Origin of the sequence: Polyangium sp. 15x6, assembly GCF_029960785.1 — a bacterium.
Classification (GTDB): Bacteria; Myxococcota_A; Polyangia; order Polyangiales; family Polyangiaceae; genus Polyangium.
Map to the genome: position 1 here is coordinate 62,748 of NZ_JASBQE010000057.1, position 14,518 is coordinate 77,265.

Consider the following 14,518-nt stretch of genomic DNA (forward strand, 5'->3'; position numbering starts at 1 on the left):
CCGCGCCGCTCGTGGACAAGGCCGCCCTCTCCCTTCCGCGTCGCTTGCTTGCCGCTGCGCGGCGTGATCCGCCCCGCGCCGCCGCCGCGCTCCTCGCGGGCCTCTCGATGCTCGCCGCCGTCGTCGTGGTCTTGCTGCCGTGGCTCGTCAAGACGCACACGTTCGGCTTCCACGACTGGGACGTGCAGACCTCGCACCGCTACCTGGTCAAGAAGAGCTTGCTCGATCACCACGAGATGCCCTTCTGGAATCCGTACGCGTGCGGAGGATTTCCCGCGTGGGGGTACGTCGAAGCGGGGACTGTCGTCGTGTCGCCGTGGCTCTTCGCGTACCTGTTCTTGCCGATGAACCTCGCGATCCGGATCGAGGTCGTGGGCATGGCGCTCCTCGGCGCGGCGGGCGCGTACGCGGCCGGATCGCGGTTCACGAAGAGCCACGGGGCGCGGGCGCTCGTGGCCGCGCTCTGGGCGGTGAACGGGCGCTGGGCGCTGCAAACGGCCTCGGGCCACACCTGGCACCTCGCCTACGCGTTCCTCCCGTGGGCGCTGTTCTTCTTCGAGCGCGCGCGCGAAAAACCGCACCGCGCACTCGACATCGTCTTGCTCGGGGCCACGTTCGCCGCGCTCGTCTACGCGGGCGGCATCTATCCGCTCCCGCACACGGTGCTCGCGCTGGGGCTTTATGCGATCGCGCTCGGCGCGCTCGAGAAGAGCGCGCGGCCGCTCGTCGTGCTGGGCGCATCGGGCCTGCTCGGCGTCGCGCTCGCCGCGCCGAAGCTCCTGCCGATGCTCGACGTCTTCGGCAAGGCGCCGCGGCTCGTGCCGTCGACCGAGGCGATCGACATGGGCGCGCTCTTCGCGATGCTCACGGCGCCGGATCAGGGCTTTCATTCGCGGCCCGTGCGCGTGCCGGCGTACGGGTGGCACGAGTGGGGGATGTACATCGGGCTGCCCGGCGTGCTGATCCTCGCGCTCGGGCTGCTCCTCGTGCAGGGCAAGCGAGAAGCGGCGCTCAAGGTCGTGGGCGCGATCTTCGGCCTGCTCGGGCTCGGGGCCTTTCACCCGAACGCGCCGTGGACGCTCCTGCACGAGCACGTGCCGGTGTTCCGATCGCAGCACGTGCCCTCGCGGTTCCTCTATCCGGCGGTGCTGATCCTCTCGATCGTGGCGGCGAGCGGGATCGGCCGGCTCGTGGAGCGGGCGGGCCGACGGCGGCCCTTGCTCGACGCGGCGCTCGCGGCGGTCGTGTTTCTCCTCGCGATCGACGTGGCGAGGGGGGCGCAGAAGCCGATGACGCAGTCGATGTGGATGGTGCCGCCGGATCACATCCCCGCGGACCGGCCTTTCCATTTCGAGAAAAACCCGCCTTTCCAGTACAAGCAGCGCGACTGGGCGGGGCCGATGTACCTCGCGATGCTCGGCAACACGGGCGTGCTCGATTGTTACGGCGCGCCGCCGTTCGAGCGGAAAGGCGCGCTCGCGTCGGACGACCCGCGTCACGAGGGCGAGGTCTTCGTCGCGGAGGGGGCGGGGACGGCGAAGCTTTCCCATTGGAGCCCGAATGGTGCGACGATCGAGCTTTCCGGCGCGGAGGCGGGGACGCTCGTCGTGTACAACATGAATTACGACGAGGGCTGGCGGGCGTCGGCGGGCAAGGTGGAGAACGTGGACAACCGCGTGGCCGTGCGATTGCCCGAGGGCGTGACGACGCTCTCCTTGTGGTATCGGCCGCCGGGGTTCGTCCCGGGGCTCTTCGTGGGGTTCGCGGCGCTCATCGGCGCGATCGCGCTCGTGCGCGCGGAAAAACGCGAGGACGAGGGGAAGGTGCAAGGATGAAGTGGCCGCGTGTGGCGCTCGGGGCCTTCGTCGCCCTCGGGATCGTCGAGCTCGCGGGGTTTTTCGTGTCCTCGCGACGAAAACCCGATTTCGCGGATTGGGCTGCCCTCGTGGGGCCCATGGCCGAGGAGCGAAAACAAGGCGAGCTCGTGGTGGTCGCGCCGTCCTGGGGCGAGCCGCTGGCACGGCAAGCGCTCGGCGACGAGGTGTTTCCGCTGCGCGACGTCGCGCGGCCGGACGTGTCGCGGTATCGCACGGCGCTCGAGATCTCCGCGCTCGGGGAGACCTCGCCCGAGCTCTCGGGGTTTCGCGAGACGGGCCGGCGCGAGGTCGGGCCTTTCGTGATCCGGCGACTCGAAAACCCGAGCCCCGCCGTGGTCGTCTTCGATTTCGTCGACGGCCTCGGCCCCGCGCAGGCGAGCGTGCGCACGACGAACCCCGAGGCCCTCTGCCCGTGGACCACGAATGCACGTGTCCTCGCCGGCGGCCTCGGCGGCCACCCCACGTTCCCCGCGGCGCGCTTCGAATGCGCTGGCGGCCCGTTTTTCAGCATTGGCCCGACCGTCATCGCCGCCGACGAGGACTTCCGGCCGCGCCGCTGCCTCTTCGCGCATCCGCCGGCGCGCGGCGAGGTCGTGACGCGCTTTTCGGGCGTGCCGCTCGGGAGCGTGATCCGCGGGCATGGCGGGATGTACTGGATCATCGAGCGGGAGCGGAAAGGCGCGCCGGTCGCGCTCGCCGTGCGCGTCGACGGCGAGGAGATCGGGCGCTGGGAACATCGCGACGGCGATGGATGGGCGGCGTTCGAGATGCCGCTCGGCGCCCACGCGGGCAAGAAGAGCGCGACCGTGGAGTTTTTCGTGTCGGCCAAGAACCATGCGCACCGGCACTTTTGCTTCGAGGCGGACACGCGATGAGCGGGGTAAAGCTCACCTGGAAGGATGATCTCGTCGCGGCGCTGCTCGCCGGCTTCGTGATGGTGGTGCTCGTCGCGACCGTGGGAGACCTCGGTTATGCGCGTGACGAGGGGTTTTACTTTCACGCGGCGGATAGTTATCGCCGGTGGTTCGAGCTCCTCTTCGAGAACCCGCGGGCCGCGTTCGAGCCGAAGGCGATCGACAATGCGTGGCGGGTGAACAGCGAGCATCCGGGGCTCATCAAATCGCTGTTCGCGCTCTCGAACCTGTTCTTGCAGAAGAAATGGCACCTCTTCGCGATGGAGGGGACGAGTTATCGGTTCCCGGGGATCTTCCTCGCGGGCGCGGGCGTCGCGCTCGTCCATCGGTGGGGGACAGAGGCGCGCGGGCGGATCGCGGGGCTCTTCGCGGCGATCGCGCTCTTCTGCATGCCGCGGTTCTTTTATCAGGCGCACCTCGCCTGCTTCGACGCGCCGATCGTGACCATGTTCCTGCTCGCCACGTATTGCTTCTGGAAGGCGATGCGGGAGGGCGGGTATCGCTGGCCGATCGCGACGGGGCTCGCGTTCGGCCTCGCGCTCGATACCAAGCACAATGCGTGGTTCTTGCCGATCCTCGCCGTGGCGTTCGTCGCGCTTTGCCTCGTGCGCGACCGGCTGACGGGCGGCGACATGAAGGAAACGTTGCCCAGGGGGGTCGGGGGCATAGCTCGGCTTGTCCGAGCGGAGCACCCGACGTTGAAAAGAGCGCTCGCCGCGCTCGGCGCGATGGCCGTGCTCGGGCCGCTCGTGATGTACGCGCTCTGGCCGTGGATCTGGCGGGACACGTTCGCGCGGCTCGCCGCGTATGCGTCGTTCCACCTGAATCACGAGTATTACAACATGGAGTTCCTCGGGCGGACGTACTGGACGCCGCCCATGCCGCGCCTCTATGCGCCGGTGATGACGGCGGCGACGGTGCCGACCATCACGCTCGCGCTCTTCGCCCTGGGCCTCGCTGTGCGGTCGCGGGAGCGGATCCAGGCATTTCTGCGGGCGCGGGCAGGCAAGGTCGCGCGGCGCGAGGGCGGCGAGACGGACCTGCTCTGGCTGATGGCGATCGGCATCTCGTACGGCGCCTGGGTCCTGCCGAAGACGCCCATTTTCGGCGGCACGAAGCACTGGATGCAGGCGTATCCGTTCCTCGCGCTCTTCGCCGGGGCGGGGGTGTCCTGGCTCGTCTCCGTGCTCCGCGTCGAGCTTCGGCGGCTGAAAGCGGCGAACGTCCGCAGATTCGCGCGCGGGCCGGCGGCGGCGATGGCGCTCGTCCCGGTGCTGCTCGCGGCGCCGATCGCGGAGACGGCGGGGTCGCATCCGTGGGGGCTCTCGAATTACGTGCCGCTCGTGGGCGGGGCGAAGGGCGCGGCGACGCTCGGGCTCAATCGGACGTTCTGGGGTTATACGACGGGCGCGGTGGTGGATTACCTGAACCGCGAGGTGCCGCGGGGCGGGACGGTCTACATCCACGATACGGCGTGGCCGTCGTGGGACATGCTGCAGAAGGACGGCCGGCTGCGGAAGGACATCCGCGCGGTCGGCGCGGTGCACGAGGCGGAGTTTGCCCTCTACCACCACGAGCAGCACATGCAGGGGCAAGAATACCAGGCCTGGGTGGCCTACGGGACGGTGCAGCCGGCGCACGTGGCCGGGCTGCAGGGGACGCCGGTCATCTGGATTTATCGGCGCAAGGGGCGGTAGGGCGGGAGCCGCGGCGCGCCCTCACCTCGCGCCATTCTCATCCACCCGCTTGATCGGCCGGGCCGGATTCCCCGCCACGACCCACCCCGCCGCGACATCCTTCGTCACCACGCTTCCCGCGCCGATCACCGCACCGTCGCCGATCGTGACCCCCGGCAGCACGATCGCGCCGCCCCCGAGCCACACGTCGTCGCCGATGCGCACCGGCCTCGCGAGCTCGCGCCCCGACGCCCGCAGGGCCGCGTCGAGCGGGTGCGTCGCGGTATAGATGTGCACGCCCGGGGCGAGCAGCACGCGGTGACCGATGTCGATCCGATTGCAATCGAGCAGGACGCAGCCGAAGTTCATGTAGAGGCCGTCGCCGGCGTGGATGTTCACGCCGTAATCACACCGGAAGGGCGGCTCGATGAACGCCCCGCTGCCGAGCGTACCGAAGAGCGCGTCGAGGATCTCGCGCCTCCGGGCGGGCTCGTCCTCCGGGACCTCGTCGTAGGCCCGACTGAGGCGACGTGCACGGGAGCGGGCGGCAACGAGCTCCGGGTCGTCCGGCCGATAAAGCTCTCCGGCCAGCATGCGTTCGCGCTCGGACATGCGTGTGTCCTAGCGCCATGCCCGGTCCCCGTCCATGCCCGTACGTCGTCCGAACCGAGCCGCGCGTGGTTCAGGGGTCGGGCATGATGTAACGGGCGCAGACCATCGCCTCGGGCTCCGGCGGACCGTCGGCGAGGGATGTGCGGATCCGGCGCTCGATTCCGTCGTCTTCGTCGAGGCGAAGGCGCCCTGTGGTTTCGTCGACCTCTGCGCCCCTCGTTCGGCAGACGCCGTCTTTGCCACGACGGAAGACGATCCGCGCGGCGATTGTCGCGTCGGATGCGCCTTTGCGTTTACAGACATATGCGCCATCGCAGGCGAGCCCGTCTGTGAATATCCAGGTCGTTGCTGGTGGAACGGGTGCGCCCGTTTTGCTGGCCGAGCAGGCGGCGATCGCGGCGATCGCGATGGGGAGGATCGGAATGGCGGCTTTGCTCCCAGGCATGGGTACGCGACTTGATGAGGGGAGTAGGAAACGCTGGAACCTTCGCCCAAGTCAAGCCCTCGAAGGACGCGGAAGCGGACGCAGCTCAGCTTGCAGCGAACAATCGACACGTGTAAGCCTCATCGTTGCATGGGAGCGACAATCGATCTGAACCTCGTTCGCGCGTTCGTCGCCGTCCACGTCGAAGGCAGCTTCTCTGCGGCCGCCGCGCGGCTCGGTGTTCCGCGCTCCACCGTCAGCCGCGCGGTCGCCGTGCTCGAAGAATCGCTCGGCGTGACGCTCTTCCATCGAACGACGCGGCGGGTCTCCATCAGCACGGCGGGCGCCGCGTTGTTCGACCGTGTCGCGCCGCTGCTTCAGGCGCTCCAGGCATCGCTCGCCGATTTGCCGGAGCGCGAGACGGTCCCTTCGGGCACGCTGCGGCTCACCTCGACGGTCGACCTCGGCGCGATGGTGCTCGCCGAGGCGATCGCGCGGTTTTCGGTGCGATATCCGAGCGTACGCGTGGAGGCGCACCTCACGAGCACGGTGGTCGATCTCGTGAAAGAGAGCATCGATCTCGCGCTCCGTGTCTGGAGCAAGCGGCCCCGCGATTCGACGCTCGTGGCCCGAAAGGTCGGAACGCTCGCCATCCGCCTGTACGCCTCGCCGTCGTACCTTGCGAGGAGGGGTGCGCCGCGCGCGCCGGCCGACCTCGATGATCACGACTGGATTGCATTTCGAGGCGTTCCCCCGCTTTTGCTCTCGGGGCCTACCTCGAAGGCGACCGTGTCCGTGACCCCGCGCGTCACGGGCGACGACATGTGGTTTCTCCGGGAGGTCATCAAAGCCGGCGCGGGGATCGGTTCGCTGCCGTCCTTCATGGCCGACGCGGACGTCGCTGCGGGCACCCTGGTGCGCGTGCTGCCGCGCTGGCTCGCGTACAGCGGCACGGTCTACCTCGTGCACTCGGGCCGCAAGCACCTGCCCCCGAAGGTCACCGCGTTCCGCGAGCTCGTGGCCGAGATGCTCCGGCAGCGCCCGCTCTCGGGCCCTGACGATGCCGAGCGCTGATTGTTGCGTGGATGCACCAAAGATTCCCATACTCAATCATTGTTATGAGAGTCGCGCGATCGTAGCCTCCGTCTTCAGGAGGCCAGCATGTCCAACTCCGCCGTTCTCGTCACGGGTGCCTCGGGGCACCTCGGTCGCCGTGTCCTCGAACTTTTGCTGGAGCAAAAGGTCGGCCCGATCGTCGCGACCACCCGCACGCCCGATTCACTGAAAGACTTCGTCGCGAAGGGGGTCGAGGTCCGCCGCGCCGACTTCGACGACGAAACAAGCCTCGCGGAGACCTTTCGCGGGGTCGGCCGTGCGCTTTTGATCAGCACCGATTCCCTCGATCGTCCGGGCCGGCGGCTCGCGCAGCAAAAGGCAGCGGTGCGCGCGTTCGAGGCCGCGGGCGTCGAGCACGTGGTCTACACGTCGCTGCCGAACCCGGTTGGATCGCCGATCCTCATTGCGGAAGATCACGCTGGGACGGAGGCTGCCCTCGCCGGAAGCCGCCTCGATTTCACGATCCTGCGCAACAACCTCTACACCGACATGCTGTTCGTGTGGCTTCCGCCGGCGCTCGCATCGGGCAAGCTGGTCGACGCGCGCGGAGACGGCGCGATCGCCTGGGTCACGCGGGACGATTGCGCGCGTGCGGCGGCAGCGGCGCTTGGGGACGGCGCGAAGGGGCGACGCACGCTCGACGTCACTGGCCCCGCGGCGCTGACGAGCAAAGAGCTCGCGGCGCTCGCGAGCGACGTCTTCGGCCGGGCGATCGAGCACGTCTCGGTCCCAATTGAGGCGCTCGTGCAGGGCATGGCCGACCACGGAATGCCCGAACCGATGGCGAAGACGTTGGCTTCGTTCGACAAGGGCATCGCGAAAGGTGATCTTGCAACGGTGACGGACACGGTGCAGCGCTTCACGGGCCGCGCCCCGCAGTCGGTCCGCGCGTTCCTCGTGGCAAACCGAGCCGCGCTCGCGAGCCCTCCGAAGGCCTGAATGCCACACGGCGTCGCGGAGTATGCTCGCGAAACGGCAATCAGAGGGCCGCCGCGACGTCGTCACAGCTCCAGTCTGCGACGTCCATGCAGTTCTCGAGCTTCCCGGGGCCCCACGGCGACCACCGACACGTCATGTCGTCCATGGCCGCGCAGCCTGCCGCGACGTCGCTCCCGAGGACGACGTCGCAGATTTGATGCGCCGAGGAAGGCTCCCACGGAACCGGATTGGGACAGCTCCCGATTTCGCATTCCCGATGGCGCGATTGCACCAGGGCCTTGCCGTCGCCCTGCAGGATGATGAGCCGCTCGGTCTCGAAGAAGTGGGGACCAGGCACCTCGATGGCGCTCAGCACGCCCGGCTCGTTCGAAACGATGAGCTTCGCGGCGCAGATGAGGGCCGGCTCCGGCTCCGGGTAGAGGTGAATGCTCATCTGCGGGCAGTCCGTCGTCACGCCGCATGCGAACAGGTCGATATGAATCTGGCCGCCTCCGGACGAAGACGACGAGGAGGACGACGACGACGACGATGACGACGAGGCGGAGGACGAGGACACGGCAGAGGAGGAGCCGCCGCTTCCGGTCGAGTCATCGCCGCCGTTCTCGGACGAGCAAGCGGCGAAGGGGAGAGAGAGGGCGAAGGCCAAGGCCAGAGCGGTGTAAGAAAGCGCGTTCGAGTTCATGCGGATGGTACGAACGTAAACCATCTCGCACCCGTTGGGAAAGAGTCGTGCGGCCGAGAGCAAATCCTCCGCGCGGGAGACCGCCTACCGCGTGAAACGCACGCGGATCGGCGGCGTCGCGGCGACCCTCGGCGTGCCCGATCGATCGAGCGCGGGCGTGTACCTGCGCGAAAGCGCGCAGAGACGTGCTGCGCGACCGAAGCCATATCCCGGATCGTTCACGACGTTCACGGATTGCGGCGTGCCGTCGGCCCGCACCGTGATGACGATCGACACGACGGCCTGATCGATCTGCTCCGCGTCGGCCTCCGGCGGGAAGGGACAATCCCACGCGGAGCTGCCGGCGAGCCCTGGAGCCTTCGACAGATCGGGCCCCTCGGGCGCCGGCGGCGTCGCGGGCCCCGGCCCCGTTCCTTTGCCGCCTTCCTTGCCGTCGAGCGAAGCGCCCTTGTTGTACGTCGGCGCCGACCCCGTCCCCGCGGCCGACACCATTCCGTACCCGGGCCCCGCGCCATTGCCCGTGACGAATCCTTGCCCCGTCATGTCGACGGGCTCTTCCGGATCGGGCTCCTGCGTGAGCACCTTCGCCGCTTGCGTGGGTGGGGGCGGCGGCTCGGGCTCGGCCCCCTTCGGCGGGGCATTCTCCTTGATCACCGGCGCGGAGGGCGGCGGGGCTTCGGGCTCCGGCGCGGGCGCAGGCTCCGGGGGTTTTTCTGCGGGCCTGGGTTTTTCCACTTCCTCGGGCGGGAGAGCGATGTCGTATTCGACAGGGCTCGTCTGGCCGATGGCGCGACGCGTGTCGAAGAGCGACATCATCCCCAGCACCGACGCGTGGGACGTCAGGGCAAACACGAGGCCGATCCCCATGCCCATCTGCCCTGCGCGATGGCCGAGGCGAACCACGTGCGCGAGGGGATCACGGCGCTGCTCGGCAGCCCCTCCGTACGGGGTGTCGAGTTTACCTGCTACCGAGCTCATTGTTTTCACCTCATGGCGTCGCGGGGACGGGCGGCGTCTTGCCGTCGTCGACGGCGACGGGCGTCACGCCGAACGCGATTTTCGTGATGCCCGCCCGCTTGAGCACATCGAGCGCGTGAATCACGCGGCCGTGCTGGACCGTCTGCTCCGCGCGGATGACGGCGCGCAGATCGGGCGTCTTCGCCTGCGCCTCCTTCGCGAGCGGGAGCGCGGCTTCGTCGTTCGGCAGCTTCTTGCCATCGATGACCATGTCCCCGTTCGCGCGGAGCTCGACGCTGAAGACCATTTGCACTTCTTGCCCCGGCGAGGCCTTCGGCAGGTCGAGCGGGACGGCCTGCGACACGATGATCTTCGCCGTCACCATGAAAATGATGAGGAGCACGAGGGTGATGTCGACGAGGGGGGTGACGTTGATCCCCTCGACCATGTTGTCCTCGTTGCTCGAACTCGACGCGGCCATCAGCCATCCTCCTCGCTGGACTCTACCTCGTCCTCGCCCTTCTTCGCCGCCTTCTCGACCGCGCTCTCCTTCTCGCCATGCAGGTGCGCGAGCAGGACGCGCGTCAGCGCATCCGTGTTCGCGATCGTCGACCTGATGAGCCGCTGGAAGTAGTTGTTCGCGGCGACGGCTGGAATGGCGACCGCGAGGCCGACGGCCGTGGCGACGAGCGCCTCGGCGATGCTCGACATGACCTGCTGCGGGGCCATGGCCGCGGAGGCGGCCTCCGCGAGCGGCTTGTCCGCGGCCTTGCCGAGCGCGTCGAACGCGCCGACGACGCCGATGACGGTGCCGAAGAGGCCGATGAACGGAGCGTTGTTGCCGAGCGTGCCGAGGTAAGCGAGGCGCTTTTCGAGCTTCATGCGTTGCAGCGCGAGCGCGCCGGCCATGGCTTCTTCCGCGGCTTTCGGGCCGCGGCGCGCCTCGACGAGCCCCGCGCTCACGACGGCCGCTTCGGCGGAGGGCGACGCGGCCATGCGCTCCTGCGCCGCCTCGATCGAGTCGAGGAGGCCTCTGCGCAGATCACGCGCGAGCACCACGACGTCGTCGCGCAGGGACCAGAAAAACCACGCGCGTTCGACGATGATCGCGACGCTGATCACGCTGAGGCCGATCATCAGCCACATGACCCAGGCTGCGCCGAAGCCGACCATGATGCGCTGCAGCCACTCGATGAGATTCATCTTCCGTCAAGCCTTTCCAAGCGAGTGCCTTTTCGCCCCCGGCTCTTTCCTATGCCGGCTCGCGGGCGGAGCGCGACGCTCATCCGACGAGCCGCGGGATCACGCCGACGAGGGGCCTGACGCGAAGGACGAAACGCCTTCGCTCGCCCTGCTTTCGCCTCGTGGTGCGAGCGACGAGCGTCCTCGTGGCTCGTGGTCCGAGGGGAGGTTTTCGTCGGAGGGATCCGACGGCTCGTCGGATCGAAGCGCCACGTGGCGGCCACGCGTGCATCTTTGCGCCGAGAACCTTGGCTACTCTTTTCGACCATCCACTCCGGCGCGGCGCTGCCGTCGCTTTCCTCCTGACGTCCTTGGCCTCATGGGACGCGCTCGCGGGGGCGCCCGACGAGCCGCCTGGCGCGAGCGGCGCCTCCGCGCCGCAACCGGTCGTCGTCCCGCCGCGGCTCAAAACCGACCCTGGCGTGAAGTATCCGGATCAAGCGCTGAAAGAGCGGTTTTTCGAGGAAGTGACGGTCGTCCTGATCCTCGAAATCGACGCATCCGGGGCGGTTCGCAAGGCGACCGTCGAAGCACCCCAGGGCCGCGGATTCGACGAGGCTGCCGTCGCCTCGGCCGAGAAGCTCGTATTCGAACCGGCCCGGCGCAATGAGAAGAACATCCCGGCCCGGATCAAGTTCCGCTACGTCTTCGTGCCCCCGCCGCCCAAGCTCAAAGGACGTGTCGAGCGCCAGACGAAAGGCTCGCCGATCGCCTCCGCGAGCGTCACGGTGCGGACCGCCGACGGCGTCGAGCACACGACGCAGACGGCCGCGGATGGATCCTGGACCCTCGAGGACGTGACGAGCGGCCCGACGCACATCACCGTCGCTGCACAAGGGTATGATCCCCAATCCGCGGACGAAGAGCTCACCCCCGGGGAAGAGACCAGCGTCGTCTTGCGGCTCTTGCCCGCGAAGGCCCCCGAGGAGAATGGCGCGACGGGCGAAGACGAGCCGCCGGTTCAGGAGATCGTCGTCCGCGGGGAGCGCCCGCCCCGCGAGGTGACGAAACGCACGCTGAAGAGGGAAGAAATCGCGCTCATTCCAGGGACGAACGGGGATGCGCTGCGGTCGCTGCAAAACCTCCCCGGCGTCGCGCGGCCGCCGCCGTTCGGTGGCCAGCTCATCGTTCGTGGGTCCGCGCCGCAGGACACGATCACCTACGTCGACGGCACCCCCGTGCCCATCGTGTACCATTTCGGCGGCCTGAGCTCCGTGGTGCCGACGGAGGCGCTCGACAAGATCAACTTTTATCCCGCGAACTACAGCGCCGTGTACGGGCGCGGGATGGGCGGCATGGTCGATGTCGGGATACGTGATCCCAAGAAGGACGGGCAGCTGCACGGCATGGCGCAGCTCGATCTCATCGACGCCCGCCTCCTCGTCGAGGGGACGATCCCGAAGACGGGCGTGCGATTCCTGATCGCCGGCCGCCGCTCGTGGTTCGACGGCTGGCTCGGCCCCGTCCTCACGGCCGCCGGCGCAGGCGTGTCGACGGCGCCGCGTTATTACGACTACCAGGTCATGCTTCAGAAGGACTTCGGTCAGAGGGCGTCGCTACGCCTTTTGTTTTTCGGGTCCGATGATGGTCTCGAGATCTTCAACGAGAACCCGAACGCCGGGGCCACGAGCTTCACCGGCATCGGCACCCATACGAGCTTCTGGCGCCTCCAGGCCCGCTACGAGCACAAGCTCACGGACAGCACGGAGCTCAAGGTCACGGCCGCCGTCGGGCAGGATTCGATGGATATCGGCTTCGGCGCCCTGGGCTTCACGACGACCGAGCTCCCGATCAGCGGGCGCGCGGAGGTCTCGCAGAAGGTCATGCGGTCCGTCCGCGCGAACGTCGGGATCGACATGATCTACAGCCCCTATGACCTGCATCTCCGCTTTCCGCGTCCCCGCCCGCCGGGGGTCCCCGCGGGCGGACCCGAGGACGTGCCGATCGAGACGACACAATCGGGCAATCGCCTCTTCGGCGGCATGTACACGGAATGGGAGATCATGCCGTGGCGGGGGATGCGTATCGTGCCGGGGCTCCGCCTCGATTACACCAGCTCGACGCAGAGCTGGGACCTCTCTCCACGCTTGAACTTGAGGCAAGAGCTGACGAGCGGCTCGCCGCGCACGGCGCTCAAGGCGGGCGCCGGCATCTTTTATCAGCCGCCGGGGCCGCTCGAGACCGACCCCGTCTTCGGTCAAGAGGGCCTCAAATCGAACCGGTCCGTGCATTACGACGTCGGATTCGAGCAGGAGTTCGGCCCCCGCGTGGAACTCTCCGTGAACGCGTTCTACAAGCAGCTCGACAGGCTGGTTTCAGACGGGGCAGGGAACGTCGGGGCGGGGGCCGTCTACGGTACCGAGTGGCTCTTGCGCTACAAGTCCGACGACCGCTTCTTCGGATGGATTGCCTATACCCTGTCGAGGAGCGAGCGCCGCCCCGAACCATCGGGGCCGTCCGCCCTTTCCCAGTACGATCAGACGCACGTCCTCACGACGATCGGGAGCTACAACTTCGGGCGCGGGTATCGGCTCGGCGCGCGCTTCCGCCTCGTCTCGGGCAACCCCTACACACCCACGATCCGCGGCGCCTACGACGCGACGACCGGCAGTTTCCAGGCGGCGACCGCGTATCCGCCGTTCGGCGCGCGGCTCCCGTTCTTCCACCAGCTCGACGTGCGCTTCGACAAGACATGGACCTTCAAGTCGTGGAAGCTCTCGGCCTACATCGATATCCAGAACATCTACAATCACCAGAACCCCGAGGGGATCGCCTACAACTACGATTACACCCAGTCGTCCTACGTGAGCGGCTTGCCCATCCTACCGAGCCTGGGGCTGCGCGGGGAGTTATGATGAAAAACGCCTGGATCATGGGGGCTGTCTGGATCTTCGGGGCAGCGGGCTGCAACTTTCCCGACTTCGCTCCGGAGAACGAGGTGGCGAGCGTGCGTATCCTCGCGACGCGCGCCGACAAGCCCTACGCGACGCCCGGAGACACGGTGAACCTCGATGTGCTCGCCTTCGACGGGCGAAAGGAGAAGGCGCAGCCCATGCGGGTGTTCTGGATCCCGACCGTCTGCACCGACCCGGAGGAGGGCGCGCCCTATGAATGTTATCCCGCCTTTGCGGGAACGTTTTCGCGCGGCGAAGACCTCACGCCGCTCCTGAAGGAGGGGACGTCGTTCTCGCTCGAAGTGCCCGAAGACGTGCTCGGAATGCCAGGGCCACCCGGGCCCGGGAGCGCGCCGTTCTACAAAACGCTCGTCGTCTTCAACATGGCGTGCGCCGGGCACGTCGAGTACGTCGGCGCCCGCGGGAAGGGCCCGCAGGCCGTCCCATTCAGCTGTTTCGACGCAGAGCGGAAGGAGCTCGGCCCCGAAGACTTCATGTTCACGTTCTCGCGCGTCTTCGTCTTCCCCATGCTCCCAAATTCCAATCCCGTGATCGATCACCTCACCTTCGACGGCGTAACAGTCGATCCGGCGGGCGGCATCACGATGGATCACTGCACGATGCCGGAGCTCGACCAGTGCCCCGCAAAGCCCGTCGACATCTCGGTCCCCGAAGCGAGCCAGGAGCCCGATCCCAGCTACCGCACCCCGGACGGCGAGATGGGCAAGGAGAGGATCCTGGTCGATTACTACATCACGGGAGGCCAGGTGAACTCCACGCGTCTACTCTACGATCCGGAGAGCGGCAAAGTAGGGACGACGGCCGCCGACCTCCGAGCCCCCCTCGTCGCAGGCGAGGAGATGCTTTTCGCAGTGGTCCGCGACAACCGCGGAGGCCTCGCCTGGCTCGAAGTCCCATTCCACATCCAGTGAGGAGCACTCACCTGGGCCGCCGCGCTGGGGCGTTGCCCCAGGCCCCAGCAGGGGCTATCCGCCCCTGCACCCGGACCAGCGCAAGCGCTGGACCCAGGGTCGATGAACTGCGCGATGCGCAGTTCATCGAACAGGCCGTTTCAAGACCAGCCACGACCCTGCCAATCAAGACGGCCGCACTGCCATTTCGATCGGCAACGCGGTCCAACGGGCCCGTTGGAAGAACTGCGCATCGCGCAGTTCTTCCACCCCG

Annotated in this window: 12 protein-coding genes; 7 read left to right on the forward strand and 5 right to left on the reverse strand. The window is 67.9% G+C overall.

What is annotated here, in order from left to right; translation table 11 throughout:
* Nucleotides 1-11 precede the first annotated feature (11 nt).
* The 3 genes from QHF83_RS33305 to QHF83_RS33315 are packed head-to-tail and all read left to right on the forward strand — an operon-like array spanning nucleotide 12 to nucleotide 4,488.
* Nucleotides 12-1,835 (forward strand): hypothetical protein, encoded by a 1,824-nt coding sequence (locus QHF83_RS33305; RefSeq protein WP_282422041.1) that lies wholly within the window; start codon nucleotides 12-14, stop codon nucleotides 1,833-1,835.
* Nucleotides 1,832-2,752, forward strand: a complete 921-nt coding sequence (locus tag QHF83_RS33310) for a hypothetical protein (RefSeq protein WP_282422042.1) — start codon at nucleotides 1,832-1,834, stop codon at nucleotides 2,750-2,752. Before QHF83_RS33305 ends, QHF83_RS33310 begins: the two co-directional genes overlap by 4 nt.
* Nucleotides 2,749-4,488, forward strand: coding sequence for a glycosyltransferase family 39 protein (locus QHF83_RS33315; RefSeq protein ID WP_282422043.1), 1,740 nt, complete (start codon nucleotides 2,749-2,751; stop codon nucleotides 4,486-4,488). Before QHF83_RS33310 ends, QHF83_RS33315 begins: the two co-directional genes overlap by 4 nt.
* 21 nt (nucleotides 4,489-4,509) lie before the next feature.
* Here the strand turns inward: QHF83_RS33315 and QHF83_RS33320 are convergent, their stop codons facing one another.
* Nucleotides 4,510-5,079 (reverse strand): sugar O-acetyltransferase, encoded by a 570-nt coding sequence (locus QHF83_RS33320; protein WP_282422044.1) that lies wholly within the window; start codon nucleotides 5,077-5,079, stop codon nucleotides 4,510-4,512.
* A gap of 574 nt (nucleotides 5,080-5,653) precedes the next feature.
* Between QHF83_RS33320 and QHF83_RS33325 the strand changes: the two genes are divergently transcribed.
* A complete protein-coding gene (locus QHF83_RS33325) occupies nucleotides 5,654-6,577 on the forward strand; it encodes a LysR family transcriptional regulator (RefSeq protein ID WP_282422045.1) in 924 nt (307 codons plus the stop codon).
* An 87-nt stretch (nucleotides 6,578-6,664) separates the two neighbouring features.
* Nucleotides 6,665-7,558, forward strand: coding sequence for an SDR family oxidoreductase (locus QHF83_RS33330; RefSeq protein WP_282422046.1), 894 nt, complete (start codon nucleotides 6,665-6,667; stop codon nucleotides 7,556-7,558).
* Nucleotides 7,559-7,598: 40 nt separating this feature from the next.
* On the opposite strand, the gene QHF83_RS33335 is transcribed toward QHF83_RS33330, so the two are convergent.
* From QHF83_RS33335 to QHF83_RS33350, 4 genes are read right to left on the reverse strand one after another with little or no spacing between them, the layout of a single operon-like run.
* Entirely contained in the window at nucleotides 7,599-8,264 is a 666-nt protein-coding gene (locus QHF83_RS33335; RefSeq protein WP_282422047.1) for a hypothetical protein, read from the reverse strand.
* 60 nt (nucleotides 8,265-8,324) lie between these two features.
* Nucleotides 8,325-9,218 (reverse strand): energy transducer TonB, encoded by an 894-nt coding sequence (locus QHF83_RS33340; RefSeq protein ID WP_282422048.1) that lies wholly within the window; start codon nucleotides 9,216-9,218, stop codon nucleotides 8,325-8,327.
* A 10-nt stretch (nucleotides 9,219-9,228) separates the two neighbouring features.
* The gene (locus tag QHF83_RS33345; RefSeq protein WP_282422049.1) at nucleotides 9,229-9,678 is read right to left on the reverse strand and encodes a biopolymer transporter ExbD; all 450 of its coding nucleotides are present in this window, start codon (nucleotides 9,676-9,678) and stop codon (nucleotides 9,229-9,231) included.
* Complete coding sequence (locus tag QHF83_RS33350; protein WP_282422050.1) at nucleotides 9,678-10,400, reverse strand: MotA/TolQ/ExbB proton channel family protein; 723 nt, start codon at nucleotides 10,398-10,400, stop codon at nucleotides 9,678-9,680. Before QHF83_RS33350 ends, QHF83_RS33345 begins: the two co-directional genes overlap by 1 nt.
* Before the next feature lie 350 nt (nucleotides 10,401-10,750).
* Here QHF83_RS33350 and QHF83_RS33355 point away from each other — a divergent pair, with 350 nt between their 5' ends.
* Together QHF83_RS33355 and QHF83_RS33360 are read left to right on the forward strand one after the other, a co-directional pair.
* Nucleotides 10,751-13,294, forward strand: coding sequence for a TonB family protein (locus QHF83_RS33355; protein WP_282422051.1), 2,544 nt, complete (start codon nucleotides 10,751-10,753; stop codon nucleotides 13,292-13,294).
* Nucleotides 13,294-14,265: a hypothetical protein gene (locus QHF83_RS33360; protein WP_282422052.1), complete on the forward strand. Its 972-nt coding sequence runs from the start codon at nucleotides 13,294-13,296 to the stop codon at nucleotides 14,263-14,265. The genes QHF83_RS33355 and QHF83_RS33360 overlap by 1 nt, the downstream gene beginning before the upstream one ends.
* Nucleotides 14,266-14,518: the final 253 nt, after the last annotated feature.

Coding starts and splice junctions, on each gene's coding strand:
- QHF83_RS33310 (WP_282422042.1), top strand. CDS start 1,832: ATGAAGTGGCCGCGTGTGGCGCTCGGGGCCTTCGTCGCCCTCGGGATC.
- QHF83_RS33315 (WP_282422043.1), top strand. CDS start 2,749: ATGAGCGGGGTAAAGCTCACCTGGAAGGATGATCTCGTCGCGGCGCTG.
- QHF83_RS33320 (WP_282422044.1), bottom strand. CDS start 5,079: ATGTCCGAGCGCGAACGCATGCTGGCCGGAGAGCTTTATCGGCCGGAC.
- QHF83_RS33325 (WP_282422045.1), top strand. CDS start 5,654: ATGGGAGCGACAATCGATCTGAACCTCGTTCGCGCGTTCGTCGCCGTC.
- QHF83_RS33330 (WP_282422046.1), top strand. CDS start 6,665: ATGTCCAACTCCGCCGTTCTCGTCACGGGTGCCTCGGGGCACCTCGGT.
- QHF83_RS33335 (WP_282422047.1), bottom strand. CDS start 8,264: ATGGTTTACGTTCGTACCATCCGCATGAACTCGAACGCGCTTTCTTAC.
- QHF83_RS33340 (WP_282422048.1), bottom strand. CDS start 9,218: ATGAGCTCGGTAGCAGGTAAACTCGACACCCCGTACGGAGGGGCTGCC.
- QHF83_RS33345 (WP_282422049.1), bottom strand. CDS start 9,678: ATGGCCGCGTCGAGTTCGAGCAACGAGGACAACATGGTCGAGGGGATC.
- QHF83_RS33350 (WP_282422050.1), bottom strand. CDS start 10,400: ATGAATCTCATCGAGTGGCTGCAGCGCATCATGGTCGGCTTCGGCGCA.
- QHF83_RS33360 (WP_282422052.1), top strand. CDS start 13,294: ATGAAAAACGCCTGGATCATGGGGGCTGTCTGGATCTTCGGGGCAGCG.